We start from the raw sequence: 12,668 nt of genomic DNA on the forward strand, positions 1-12,668 counted from the left end.
TTTGAAACTATACGTACTTATAAGGATTGGTCATATGCATGTAGCAATTGCTCTTTTTGTGATATTTGCAGTTTGGCGCTGGGGAGATTGGAAAAACTGGGAAAAGTATCATGCGGTTATGCTTTATTTTGCAATTGGAAATTTAACTTATAATTTTCTAACTGCTAGCTATTTCCTCTGGCGACTTGACGCAGATTTAATTTCTAATCACACGCTCACAGAAATGTTATACACATTTATCATTTTCCCTGGTTCTGCGATGTTATTTATTTATCATTATCCAAAAAGTCGATGGAAAATAATTCGACATTACGCTTACTGGATATTTATATATGCAGGAATTGAATTAATTATGGTCTTTACTGGGCATATTGAGTACCAATATGGATGGAATTGGTATTGGTCAGCCGGATTTGATGTTTTTATGTTTCCAATGCTGCAGTTGTTCTACAAGCGACCTCTAATTGCATATGTAATATCAGTGCCAATAGCCATTTTCTTTATTTGGTATTTCAATGTTCCAGTTCATCTTCCTGTTGAGGAACGATAGCTTCTTATAGTTGAATACGAATGGAGAACTGATTCATTAAGGTTTGTGCATTCCTCCTATGTTTATTAATTTTCTAACTTGGAAATAGACAAAATATGTAGAAACTATTAGGAGGCTAATCTTGAGAAGCAGATCAATCATTATTTACTTAATCAACATTGTGATCGGTATTGCACAATTAATATTGGGATTACGAATTATACTAAAATTATTTGGAGCAAACAAAACTGCACCTTTTGTGCAATGGATTTATGAAACGAGCGCACCTTTACTTTACCCATTTGAGGGAATCTTCCCATCGGCAGCGTTAGAGGGTAGGTTTGTGATTGAATTTTCCGCACTATTTGCAGTTATTATCTATTCCCTTATCGGGTACTTCTTAACTAAACTTATTATTATGTTTGATGAGAAATAATTTTGTAGGCTTTCTATTTCATGAGATTGCACGGATTTGAATAAAAAGCATTCTTATTTTAACACATTGGACAAGCTCATTTTAGTGACACGATCCACGTGATTTCTGATTTAAAAAGCAGTTATTAGATAAAGCTACTATAAGAATTTGGTACCCATAGAAGCATTCACAAATTCGAAGGAGGTTAAAGGTAATTGTTAACCATAAACCTATTACTCATACTTTTATTAATTGCTCTCACAGCTTTTTTTGTTGCAACCGAATTCGCTATCGTCAAGATTAGAATGTCAAAAATTGATCACTTAATTGCAGAAGGTAAAAAAGGTGCAGTATCAGCAAAAAAAGTAGTTTCACACTTGGATGAATATTTATCAGCATGTCAACTAGGTATTACGGTTACAGCGTTAGGACTTGGTTGGCTTGGTGAACCGACCGTTGAGAAATTACTCCTCCCCCTGTTTGATCAGATTAACTTAAATGAATCACTGACACACCTATTATCGTTTGGCATTGCCTTTGCCTTAGTGACGTTTCTACATGTTGTAGTTGGAGAACTAGCCCCAAAAACAGTTGCTATCCAAAGAGCTGAAGCGATTACCCTTTTTTGTTCTAAGCCAATTATCATCTTTTATAAAATTATGTATCCGTTTATTTGGTTTTTAAACGGATCAGCACGCTTGTTAGTAGGTATATTTGGCCTTAAATCAGCTTCTGAACATGAATTAGCGCATTCAGAGGAAGAGCTTCGTATTTTGTTATCGGAAAGCTATAAAAGTGGGGAAATTAATAAAAATGAATTAAAATACGTAAACAACATTTTTGAATTTGATCAAAGAATTGCGAAAGAGGTCATGGTTCCTCGCACCGGCATTGTTAGTATCTCCATTCATGCAACACTAGAAGATGTGATTAGTATAATTAGGAATGAAAGATACACACGCTATCCGGTAGTCGATGGTGACAAAGATAACATCTTAGGTTTTATTAATATGAAAGAATTCTTATCGGATCAATTTATCCAGGAGAATAACGAATTAGATCTATCCGCTTTTATTAATCCAGTCATTCGTGTCATTGAAACGATTCCCATCCATGATTTATTAGTTAAAATGCAAAAAAAACGAATGCATTTAGCAGTTTTGATTGATGAATATGGCGGTACATCCGGTTTAGTTACAGTCGAAGATATCCTTGAGGAAATCGTTGGCGAAATACTGGATGAGTTCGATGAAGATGAGATCCCAGAAGTACAAAAAATTAATAAGGATCATTATATCCTGGATGCGCGGTTACTTATTGACCATGTGAATAATCTATTAGATATCAAAATTCATGGTGAAGAAATCGACACACTCGGTGGTTGGGTTTTAACAGAAAACACAGATGTGCAAATTGGCTCCATTATTGAAAAGCACGGCTATTTATTTACAGTAAAAGAAAGCGATGGCCACCATATTAAATATGTTGAAGTACAAAAGAAGAAAGCATAAGAATCAGAACTTATGCTTTCAGTTATCATGTAGGCAAGTCAATTTCATTTTACTAATTTATTGTTGTTCACATTCTCTTATTCCCCAAACTCCGTGATTATGAATTTGACTCACTTATCCTTACAAATATTTCTTCTGCACCTTATTCCCTTCGTACGTGAACAGTACATTTTTGTCCTCGATTACCGTTTCCATATGCACCGTTCTCCCCCATAACTGGTGAACGTACGGTAATGTTTTTTCTAAATAAGAAAGATCTAATTCTACACCCTCATAATGATGCTTCAAATACAATTCACCATTATGATAGTAATCGCCATCCTGAACCGTAATATAAGGAAATCCACCGTTCAATCGCATTGTAATTAATTGATCACGTACATTTTCCCAATTTTTATCGGTAATTTTATATTCATTGCCTTGTTTTTGGAACAAGTATAAATCTTCTCTGGCTACAAATTCTTTCGTTAAATAGTTCCGTAAAAAAGAAATGTCTGACTCAATTTCCCTCACTTCAAACATCTTCTCTCTACCTGTCCCCGGATCTACCCCGAAACGCCGCATTTCTTCTGTTGGGTTATTAAAGCGCTCTTCAATATCCTCAAACATTTTCACCCCTAAGTAATAGGGATTAATTTGTGTCTTAGAAGGTTGCACGACACCAGCATTTAATGAAGAAAATTCAATTGCCTCCCCACTCGTCAAATCCATCTCACGCAATATCCGTTGATGCCAATAGGATGCCCAGCCTTCGTTCATAATTTTTGTTTCTAACTGGGGCCAGAAATAGAGCATTTCCTCTCGCATCATCGTTAAAATATCTCGTTGCCAATCTTCAAGGTTGCGACTGTATTCTTCTATGAAAAGGAGGATATCTTTTTCAGGTCGTGGTGGGAGCTTTTTCTTCTTTTTCTTCGCAGGTGTCTTTGGCTCTTTATCATCTAATTTCCACAAATCATCATATGGTGTCGATCTTTCTGGTAAATCGTTTTCATCATAAAACTCATCTTCCCAATCAAATTGGGGCTTCATCAGTCTAGGGTCAATATGCTCCTGAATGGCAAGTACTGCATCAAGAAATGATTCCACTTCCTCAATACCATGCATTTTCTCGTATGCCGCGATTCGATCAGCGGTGGCAGACATGCTATCTACCATATCACGATTCGTATTTTGAAAACGGGCATTGTTTTTAAAAAAATCACAGTGAGCTAAAACGTGGGCAACAATCAGCTTGTTCTGAATTAAACTGTTGGAATTAAGTAGAAATGCATAGCACGGATTTGAATTAATTACTAACTCGTAAATTTTACTAAGACCTAAATCATACTGCAACTTCATTTTGTGAAACTGCTTTCCGAAGCTCCAATGAGAAAATCGAGATGGCATACCGTAAGCACCAAACGTATAAATAATCTCCGGCGGACAAACCTCATAGCGCATTGGATAAAAGTCCAAACCAAAACCTTCAGCAATTTCAGTGATTTCTTCTATCGCTCGTTCCAATTGTTGCTGATCTCCTTGTTTCAAATACGATCTCCCCTTTTGATGTATTATCTATACTATATGACCGAAGCAAAAGGATGATGATATTTTAACGTGAACGAGCTAGAAAATGGATGTTTTTTTATCCTTATACAACTAAAAATAACCGGACATTAGTCCGGTTATTTTTATCTAACATCCTATTTAAATTGTGCTCTCTTCGTAATGGTTGTTTGCTATACCCAACAAGCTGAGGAGCAAACCTGATTGAGCGGCCATATAAGCGCTTATTTCGCTTGAATTTTCAGTTTCGAAGATTTGACGACGGCCACCGCAGTGCATGCCTCCTCTACAGCGCCTGTTTAGCACTGTGTCAAAGTTTAGCTATTCTACGAAGTAACAACAATATGTTAGAAATCATCCTTAGAACTATTAGGACCCGCCGCTGTTAAAATAGATATTTTTCAAACTTACCGGCTTTTCACTAATAAATTAACTGCCTCTTTTACAAAAGCTTCACTGTCTTCGCCGTCTTCTTCTGCTTTTCGCACACATTCTACCAAATTAGAACTGACAATCACACCCATTGTCCGATCAATTGCCGTTCTTGTTGCAGAAAGCTGTGTGATCACATCTTTACAATCTGATTGTTGTTCCATCATTTTTAAAATACCACGAAGTTGCCCTTCAATCCGCTTCACTCTATTTTTCATTTGATCTGTATATTCCAATTGGTAGTCCTCCCTTATTTGCCTTTACAACCACAGTCCATCAAGGAATAACCGGTCACTCGATATCCTTTATTATGCAATATCCGTACTGCCAAGTTCCGCTCGGTTGAATCAGATGCAATTAAGTGAATCTCTTTTTCCGGTATATCTCGGTAATGTCGATTTAAATAGGCGACAGGCATCAGTATCGATCCTTTAACCTCTTGTCTAAATGATTCATTATAATCTCTTATATCAAGCTTAACATTAATCGTTTCCAGCTGGTTACTGCTTATATCTATACATGGAATACCTATTACAGGTACAAATCTCGTATATAACATATACATGATGAATCCTATAAAAATAATTAGGATCGCAATGATCATGCTTCATCCCCCATTACTTTTCGTTTTGACATTCATCATCATATGCCCTTAAGGGTATAAATGTCAACTAGGCTGTTTAAAATTTATACGAAAGGCAGGGCGATATTACGTCCTGCCTTTCGAGCATTATGCTTTTTTCACTTGCTTATAATAATATACTAAGGTTTCCATCCCTTTTGTAAAATTCTCTAATGGGAAACTCTCATTTGGTGAATGCAGGCGATCGCCAGGTGTACCAAACCCTAAAAGAACTACTGGAATCTGAAATAACGAATCAATCCATTCAACGACCGGAATTGATCCACCCATACGTACATAAACAACATCTTTGCCAAACCCTTGTTTATAGCTTGTAGCAGCCTGTTCAATTAGTGGATTATTCGGGTCTACTTTATAGGCTTTTGCTGAAAGTGGCTCACGTTTAATTTCTAGCGTTACTCCTGCTGGTACGTGGCGCTTTAAATGGTCAACGAGCAAATTTTGGATTTTCTCCGGATCCTGCCCTGGTACGAGACGACACGTAAGTTTGGCTGTTGCGGATGATGGGATGATTGTTTTCGTTCCTTCTCCTTGATAGCCACTAAACATTCCATTTATTTCAAGAGTCGGTCGGGCCATGGTGTGTTCCATTGCTGTATACCCTTGTTCCGAGACTGTTTCTGGAATCCCCAAACTAGTGTAGTCTTCTCCAGGAACCTCGTTAATTAATTGGCGCTCCTCAGTAGATAACGGCTCAACGTCATCATAAAAGCCGTCAACCTGTACTACCTCATTCTGATCCTTCATGGAGGCAAGCAAATGAGCCATAGCAATTGCCGGGTTTCGAACCGCACCACCATATACACCAGAGTGCAAATCGTTATCTGGTCCATGTAATGTAAACTCTAATCCTGTAAATCCTTTCAGTCCGTAAAGAATCGTTGGTTGATCGTTAGCTACCATTCCAGAATCTGAAATCACACAAAAGTCAGCAGCAAATTGCTGTTTTTTATCGTTAAGAATTTCGTATAGATTTTCACTGCCGATCTCTTCTTCTCCTTCAATACACACTTTCACATTAATTGGTAACTTGCCATCTGTTTTCATTAACGCTTCAAAAACAGCTAAATGCATGAACACTTGGCCTTTATCGTCACTTGCCCCGCGAGCATAAAGACGCCCATCACGAACTTCTGGCTTAAATGGTTCACTTTTCCACAATTCTAATGGGTCTGCTGGTTGTACATCGTAGTGCCCATAAAATAAAACAGTTGGTGCATCCGCACCTGCCCCGTTCCAAGCACCATATACTAGTGGATGACCTTTGGTCTCTTGTACCTCTACTTCTGAAAATCCAATTTCATTTAAATAATCGGCAACAAAAGTAGCTGCTTTTGCTACGTCTGGTTTATGTATACTGTCTGTACTTACACTCGGAATAGCAAGGAATTCATTTAGTTTTGCTAATAAGCGGTCTTCGTTTTCTTTTAAATAATTAATTGCTTCGTTTGTCATTTTGTTCACTTCCCTATTATTTTTCTACTACGTATAGTATAGCACTTCTTCTATGAATCATTAATGCAAAGACATTATGTATAAGTTCTAGTTTACCAAAACAGGTGCTAATTTTCGCACGTAAATGCTTAGAATGCTAAGGTTACTATGTAAAACCCTTTTATATAGCTACGAGACATCTAATTGTTTATAGAACAAAAGCGCAGAACGCCGGTTAGCGACGTACGGAAGTGAGGGAAGTCTCGCTAGTCGCTGGCCGTGGCTAATGCTTAATGTTATCCACATTTAGATATTTTATAATTTCCTGGCTATGCAATAAAAAAACAGCTCCCTTACAAAAGGAACTGCTTTCTTCTTATTCCATCGCCTGTTTTAAATCCTCAATCAAATCTTCAATATCTTCTATACCGACAGATATACGGATTAGACCATCCGTAATACCTAATTGCTGACGTCGTTCTCTAGGGATAGAAGCATGTGTCATTTTAGCTGGTATAGAAATTAAACTTTCAACTGCACCGAGGCTTTCTGCTAAAGTGAAGTATTTTACTTTAGAGAGCACTTTGTCTGCTTTTTCTCCACTTCCAACATCAAATGATATCATGCCACCAAAGCCACTTGCTTGGGCTTTTGCAGTGTCATGTCCTTTATGATTTTGTCTACCCGGATAATATATCGTTGATACTTGTGGATGATTTTCAAGAAATTCAACAAGTTGATGTGCGTTTTTCTCGATTGCTTCCATACGTATACCAAGTGTTTTAATGCCGCGCATTAACAGCCAAGAATCCTGTGGTCCTAATACACCACCAACAGAATTTTGGATAAAATGAAGGTCTTCTGCGAGCTGTTCGGAATTAACTACAACTAACCCTGAAACAACATCACTGTGACCACCAATATATTTAGTTGCACTGTGGAGTACAATATCCGCACCAAGGTCTATCGGATTTTGCCAATAAGGCGTAGCAAAAGTATTATCGACGATTAATAATAAATCGTTTGCTTTGGCTATTTCGGACATTTTCTTAAGATCTGTAATTTTAAGCAAAGGATTTGTAGGTGTTTCAATAAATAGTGCTTTTGTATTTGGTTGGATTGCTTCTTTTACTTTTTCCGGATTACTCGTATCTACAAATGTATGGTCTAGATTGAAGCGATTTAAAACTTTTGTCGTTAATCGGTACGACCCGCCATACACGTCATCGGTCATAAGGATATGGTCTCCTGCGTTCAATAGCATCATTACTGATGTGATTGCAGCCATCCCCGATCCAAATGCAAAGCCTGTTTTCCCGTTTTCCAGCTCCGCAATCACGGTTTCTAACGCATGCCTGGTTGGGTTACCTGTTCGCGAATATTCGTAGCCACTATGCTTTCCAGCGGCTTCCTGCTTATATGTGCTTACTTGGTAAATCGGAACGGAAACAGCACCAGTTTTCTCGTCGCCAGTGATTCCGGCATGTATCATTTTCGTCTTACGTTTCATCCTATTACCTCCTGCAAGAATCAGATCCAAATTGATATATTTTCTTACTTAAATAACGCTCACTGCTATCTGGAAAGATTGTTACGATGTTAGTTCCTGCTTTTGCTCGATATGCTTCCTGCAAAGCAGCATAAAAGGCCGCACCGGAAGAGCTCCCGACAAGGAGTCCCTCTTTTGCTGCTAACTGTCTCACATAATTAAACGCATCATTGTCGGATACGGTGTGTATCGCATCAAAGTAATTCCGGTCCATATATGCAGGTAAAAACTCCATTCCGATCCCTTCCGTTTCGTGAGGGCCCGCTTCGCCACCGGCTATGATGGAGCCTTCTGGTTCAACAATCACCGTTTTAACTTGGGCATTTTGCTCCTTTAAGTAGCGGGCTGTGCCCATAAACGTTCCACCCGTACCAGCACCTGCAACGAATACACCTACATCCCCGTTAAGGTCCTGCCAAATTTCTGGTCCCAACGTCTTATAGTAGGCGCTTGGATTTGCAGGATTACCGAATTGTTGTGGGCAATAACTATTAGGAATTTCTTTAATAAGTGCTTGTGCTTTATCAATTGCACCACGCATTCCATCTTCTGTAGGTGTGTGGACGATTTTTGCACCTAATGCTTTCATAAGTTCTTGTTTTTCAATACTGAATTTCTCAGGAACACAGAAAATCACTTGAACGTTTTTATCTATTGCTGCAAGCGCGAGGCCAATGCCCGTATTACCTGCCGTAGGCTCAATAATGGTGCCGCCTGCGCGAATTTTTCCAGACTCCAGTGCATCAGCAATCAATTCTAAGCCTAACCGGTCTTTGATACTGCCACCTGGATTGTAAAATTCTAATTTAGCAAAGAGTCGAACCCCTTCTGGTAAGGAAAACTTCGTAATTTCCAACAAGGGAGTATTGCCGATTAATGCATGGGTATTACGATATAATGCCATAGTTAGTTTCCTCTATTCAGCAAACACAATGTGCCATTCGTCTTTTCCATCAAGCATGTTAGCTGCGATCTCTTTCGCACCTTCTAGGCTGTGGTTTGCCGCCCATCCGCACTGTACTTCGTTACATGCTGGAACCTCAGTTGCTTCAAGTACATCGTTTAAAGTTTTTTCTAACGCCGCAGTTACATCTTCAAATTGATCATTATTCAATACAGACAAGTAAAAGCCGGTTTGACAACCCATCGGACTAATATCCAGTACATTACTCATATGGTTACGAATATTCTCAGCCATTAAATGCTCAATCGAATGTAATCCAGCCATCTCCATATGATCCTTATTTGGTTGGCAAAAACGAATATCATATTTATATACTTTATCGTTATGTTGACCAGTAGTAACTCCTACCAATCGCACGTATGGTGCACTAACTTTCGTATGATCTAGATTAAAGCTTTCTACGTTCATTTTTTTTACCAAAACATCCATCTCCCTTTATTGTTTTTCTGCTACGATTAACCATGCAAAGTCGTTCATTTGCTTAAAGGTAACATAAAAACCATTGTTTTCAAATATCTTTTGTAATTCAGAACGAAATGGATAATATTCCGTTTGCAGATCATGAAGCAAATTCATATGACCATTTTCCTCTGCCTGTTTCCACAAGTTCTGCTTCGTTTCTTCATTCTCATATAAAGTATCTGCAAAGACGACCTTACCATTCTCAGGTAGCAATTGATAAAATCCTGCGATCGCTTTATCTTTTTCATCGTTTGTTAAGTGATGAAAAGCATAGCTACTTACAATAGTAAAGATCGGTATTTCAGGTGTTGGATAGGTTAGAAAATCACCATCATGGACGGTTATATCCGGAAATTTTATATTAGTAGCGTGTCGCATAGCTTCAGACGGTTCTACACCGACAACAAAGTGTCCAGCATCTAATAATTTTTTAGATAAATTACCTGTTCCAACACCAAATTCTAAGACATTTCCCTCTGCATGATACACGACCTCTGATAATATTTGATCATAATTTTCAAAAACAGCTCGGTACTGTGGATCATGCCCAGCTACCGTTTTATCATATGATGTTGCCCATTTATCAAACAAATCAACGAATTCTCGACCCAATTGATTCATCTCCCATATGTTTTGAATTTAATTCCTATTAATACACTATGTTTTATCGGGATTAATGGTAATAATATAGCATACAAAATGGGCGTCATCAAGAAATTAAATTCTTGGCATGGAACGAAATCGCAGAGCGCCGGTTAGCGACGTACGGAGGTGAGGGAAGTCTCGCTAGTCGCTGGCCGTGGCTTTTATAATTTCCTGGCAATAAAAAAGCGAGGGCTATTTGCCCCCGCTATCTTAGTTATTGAACATCTGGAAAGATTCGGTCAACCATCTCACCAAACTGATCAAAGAAACCTTCGACTGGTCTTCCATTATCAAAATCATTCACGTAGTTGTTTGATAAATCAACAAAATCTGGATTAGTCGAAACATAAACGTTGTCGATATTGTTGTCAATAGATTTCACAATCTGCGTAATTTGTTGCTCGATTCGGTCACTTACTTCACCATTACCATTTATTTCAGCTGCTACATAGGCATTATTATTCGTTGTTAATACATATGCACTATCTACTTGTTTGATTTCACTTGTTATTCGATCAGCAGCTTGATCAGATACTTGGTACTCATCCATATTTTTGTTCGTGTTTAAACGAGCATTATTATTTGGATTTTTAGTGTCCGTTTGATTCGTTCTGTTGTTGATTTCTTGCACGTTTATATCATCATTATTATTTGGGTAACGCGTATTTTTCGCATTGTCATCATCTCGATACGTATCGATATTGCTACCGAAGCGAATATTATCGGCAGTGTTGTTGTTATCTAATCGTGCATTGGATCCATTCTGATAACGATTGTTTCTCGTATTTTCACCCAAATGTGCATTATCATCCGCACCATATCGAACGTTAGTTGTATCTCCATATGGATACTGGTTCTTTGCACCCGTATATGACGGATAATCGGTAGTGCTATTAAACCTTGTTTGTTCCACTCCATTATCTAACCCTTGATTTGCTTCTTCGTTCATACCATTGGCACATGCAGTAAGTGTTACAGATGCTACGACTGTTAACCCCATTGCTTTCCAATTCATCGGCATAAAGCCCTCCTTTATCAAAGGTACATGATTAGTTTGGGTATTGACCGAGAAATTATTCTAAATACCTTTAGAACAAACATTGGAACATAAGTTAATTCTGTCCCATACACTGTAAATCCATAGACCACGTAAAGTTTTGGAAACAACACCAATAATGTATCAACATGGAACAACTTATTCTGCTCATACTAATTTTAACCCTTTAAAAGAAAGAGGGGCTCTTAAATGTATATCCCGGATTATGATAAAGCTTTATATTTTACACTTTGGGGTCAATGGGATGATTTGCTTGTCCTTATGGTAAGAACAAATGACGACCTATTATCAAAGAAGATTGAAGGATTTTTACATGCATTCCATTACACATCCAATGAGCAAAATGTAATGACAAGGCATGAGGAATTACTTCACTATATTGATCACGCCATGGGACATACACCTATTGCTATTATGGAAGTATAAGGCATAAAATCAGCTGACTCTCTAGGGTGAGAGTCAGCTTTGTTAGGTAAATATTCTCGATTCTGGTTCTGATTGAAAAACTCTGCAATCATCTTCTGTAAGCATTTTTCACTTCTTATTTGTTCCTATCGATGTTACTAATTAATGCTTCCACTAACAACTGTGATTTCAACGCTTCTTGGCCATCGATTTCAGGTCGCTTGTCGTTTACTACCGCGCCGATAAAGTGATGAATACAGTCCTTAAAACCTCTTGTCTCTAAGATTGTTTCCCACGATCCCGGTGTTTCCGTTGTGATTTGTTGGTTACTTTCCACTTCTAAAGTATTCATATTGCGTACACGTACAATCTTATCGTTTGTTATTAATTCCAATTGTTCTAAACTTGAACCCGCTTGACGATGCATCGATGAAGTAAAAAATTGGCCCGCTTTTTGAAAGCTATGATGCGTGAACAAGAGTTGATTATAACTATTAATTTTATTAAATTGATCAGTTAGTTTGATATCACCATTGCCAAGCCAACGTAATGTGTCTACAACATGCAAATAATCATCAAGCATCGTAAAGCTATAATCATTTGGTCCAACGTCATTTGGACGGTGTTTTTCCATATGTACGACATCAAATGTACCTGCTAACGCTTTGGCTTTAAGATACATAGGTGCAAAACGACGATTAAACCCAACCATTAGTTTGCGGTTATTTTTTTCGCTAATCTCGACTAATTGCTCGGCATCGATCCCATTTGCTGCTAAAGGCTTGTCTACATATACATCAACACCATTACTTAACAAAAAGGAAACAACTTCGAAATGTGACTCTGTCGAGCTGTGAACAAATATAGCGTCACAGGCTTCTTGCAGTGACGTTAAACTATCAAAGCTATTAATTCGATATTGTTGGCAAATTCGCTCGCGTTTTTCTTTGTTCGGAGTGAATGCCCCTACGAATACCCAATCAAGTTCTTTCGTCAAAATTGGAAGGTAAGCCTTTTGTGCAATTCCTCCAAGACCCACTAACCCAATCCGGATCTTACTCTGCATATAATTTC

At 38.0% G+C, this 12,668-nt stretch carries 14 protein-coding genes; 4 read left to right on the plus strand and 10 right to left on the minus strand.

The window, feature by feature from the left end; all coding sequences use genetic code 11:
• Positions 1-34: 34 nt before the first annotated feature.
• The 3 genes from ACI6MV_RS11985 (at position 35) to ACI6MV_RS11995 (ending at position 2,455) form a co-directional block, all read left to right on the plus strand.
• The gene (locus ACI6MV_RS11985) at positions 35-550 is read left to right on the plus strand and encodes a CBO0543 family protein (RefSeq protein WP_407270539.1); all 516 of its coding nucleotides are present in this window, start codon (positions 35-37) and stop codon (positions 548-550) included.
• A 121-nt stretch (positions 551-671) separates the two neighbouring features.
• Positions 672-965, plus strand: coding sequence for a YggT family protein (locus tag ACI6MV_RS11990; RefSeq protein WP_407270540.1), 294 nt, complete (start codon positions 672-674; stop codon positions 963-965).
• A gap of 194 nt (positions 966-1,159) precedes the next feature.
• Entirely contained in the window at positions 1,160-2,455 is a 1,296-nt protein-coding gene (locus ACI6MV_RS11995; protein ID WP_407270541.1) for a hemolysin family protein, read from the plus strand.
• A gap of 120 nt (positions 2,456-2,575) precedes the next feature.
• Here ACI6MV_RS11995 and ACI6MV_RS12000 read toward each other — a convergent pair whose 3' ends face one another.
• From ACI6MV_RS12000 to ACI6MV_RS12040, 9 genes are all read right to left on the minus strand, one after another.
• Positions 2,576-3,985 (minus strand): SpoVR family protein, encoded by a 1,410-nt coding sequence (locus ACI6MV_RS12000; RefSeq protein WP_407270542.1) that lies wholly within the window; start codon positions 3,983-3,985, stop codon positions 2,576-2,578.
• Positions 3,986-4,410: 425 nt separating this feature from the next.
• Positions 4,411-4,671 (minus strand): metal-sensitive transcriptional regulator, encoded by a 261-nt coding sequence (locus ACI6MV_RS12005; RefSeq protein ID WP_407270543.1) that lies wholly within the window; start codon positions 4,669-4,671, stop codon positions 4,411-4,413.
• A 14-nt stretch (positions 4,672-4,685) separates the two neighbouring features.
• Positions 4,686-5,039, minus strand: coding sequence for a rhodanese-like domain-containing protein (locus tag ACI6MV_RS12010; RefSeq protein WP_407270544.1), 354 nt, complete (start codon positions 5,037-5,039; stop codon positions 4,686-4,688).
• Positions 5,040-5,165: 126 nt separating this feature from the next.
• Positions 5,166-6,533, minus strand: coding sequence for a dipeptidase (locus ACI6MV_RS12015; protein ID WP_407270545.1), 1,368 nt, complete (start codon positions 6,531-6,533; stop codon positions 5,166-5,168).
• 355 nt (positions 6,534-6,888) lie between these two features.
• Entirely contained in the window at positions 6,889-8,022 is a 1,134-nt protein-coding gene (locus ACI6MV_RS12020) for a bifunctional cystathionine gamma-lyase/homocysteine desulfhydrase (RefSeq protein WP_407270546.1), read from the minus strand.
• Between the two features lie 4 nt (positions 8,023-8,026).
• Positions 8,027-8,965 (minus strand): PLP-dependent cysteine synthase family protein, encoded by a 939-nt coding sequence (locus ACI6MV_RS12025; RefSeq protein WP_407270547.1) that lies wholly within the window; start codon positions 8,963-8,965, stop codon positions 8,027-8,029.
• Positions 8,966-8,977: 12 nt separating this feature from the next.
• A complete protein-coding gene (locus tag ACI6MV_RS12030) occupies positions 8,978-9,445 on the minus strand; it encodes an S-ribosylhomocysteine lyase (protein ID WP_407270548.1) in 468 nt (155 codons plus the stop codon).
• Between the two features lie 15 nt (positions 9,446-9,460).
• A complete protein-coding gene (locus ACI6MV_RS12035) occupies positions 9,461-10,108 on the minus strand; it encodes a class I SAM-dependent DNA methyltransferase (RefSeq protein WP_407270549.1) in 648 nt (215 codons plus the stop codon).
• A gap of 238 nt (positions 10,109-10,346) precedes the next feature.
• On the minus strand, positions 10,347-11,147 hold the full coding sequence (locus ACI6MV_RS12040; protein WP_407270550.1) for a YhcN/YlaJ family sporulation lipoprotein: 801 nt from the start codon (positions 11,145-11,147) through the stop codon (positions 10,347-10,349).
• Positions 11,148-11,378: 231 nt separating this feature from the next.
• Here ACI6MV_RS12040 and ACI6MV_RS12045 point away from each other — a divergent pair, with 231 nt between their 5' ends.
• Entirely contained in the window at positions 11,379-11,615 is a 237-nt protein-coding gene (locus ACI6MV_RS12045; RefSeq protein WP_407270551.1) for a YhdB family protein, read from the plus strand.
• Between the two features lie 115 nt (positions 11,616-11,730).
• Here ACI6MV_RS12045 and ACI6MV_RS12050 read toward each other — a convergent pair whose 3' ends face one another.
• Complete coding sequence (locus ACI6MV_RS12050) at positions 11,731-12,660, minus strand: Gfo/Idh/MocA family protein (RefSeq protein WP_407270552.1); 930 nt, start codon at positions 12,658-12,660, stop codon at positions 11,731-11,733.
• Between the last annotated feature and the right edge of the window lie 8 nt (positions 12,661-12,668).

The organism is Radiobacillus sp. PE A8.2 (assembly GCF_045635475.1).
Lineage (GTDB): Bacteria > Bacillota > Bacilli > Bacillales > Amphibacillaceae > JBJGXI01.

Excerpts from the sequence above, each read along its gene's own strand:
- ACI6MV_RS11985 (WP_407270539.1), top strand. The coding sequence starts at position 35 with ATGCATGTAGCAATTGCTCTTTTTGTGATATTTGCAGTTTGGCGCTGG.
- ACI6MV_RS12010 (WP_407270544.1), bottom strand. The coding sequence starts at position 5,039 with ATGATCATTGCGATCCTAATTATTTTTATAGGATTCATCATGTATATG.
- ACI6MV_RS12015 (WP_407270545.1), bottom strand. The coding sequence starts at position 6,533 with ATGACAAACGAAGCAATTAATTATTTAAAAGAAAACGAAGACCGCTTA.
- ACI6MV_RS12020 (WP_407270546.1), bottom strand. The coding sequence starts at position 8,022 with ATGAAACGTAAGACGAAAATGATACATGCCGGAATCACTGGCGACGAG.
- ACI6MV_RS12025 (WP_407270547.1), bottom strand. The coding sequence starts at position 8,965 with ATGGCATTATATCGTAATACCCATGCATTAATCGGCAATACTCCCTTG.
- ACI6MV_RS12035 (WP_407270549.1), bottom strand. The coding sequence starts at position 10,108 with ATGAATCAATTGGGTCGAGAATTCGTTGATTTGTTTGATAAATGGGCA.
- ACI6MV_RS12040 (WP_407270550.1), bottom strand. The coding sequence starts at position 11,147 with ATGAATTGGAAAGCAATGGGGTTAACAGTCGTAGCATCTGTAACACTT.
- ACI6MV_RS12045 (WP_407270551.1), top strand. The coding sequence starts at position 11,379 with ATGTATATCCCGGATTATGATAAAGCTTTATATTTTACACTTTGGGGT.
- ACI6MV_RS12050 (WP_407270552.1), bottom strand. The coding sequence starts at position 12,660 with ATGCAGAGTAAGATCCGGATTGGGTTAGTGGGTCTTGGAGGAATTGCA.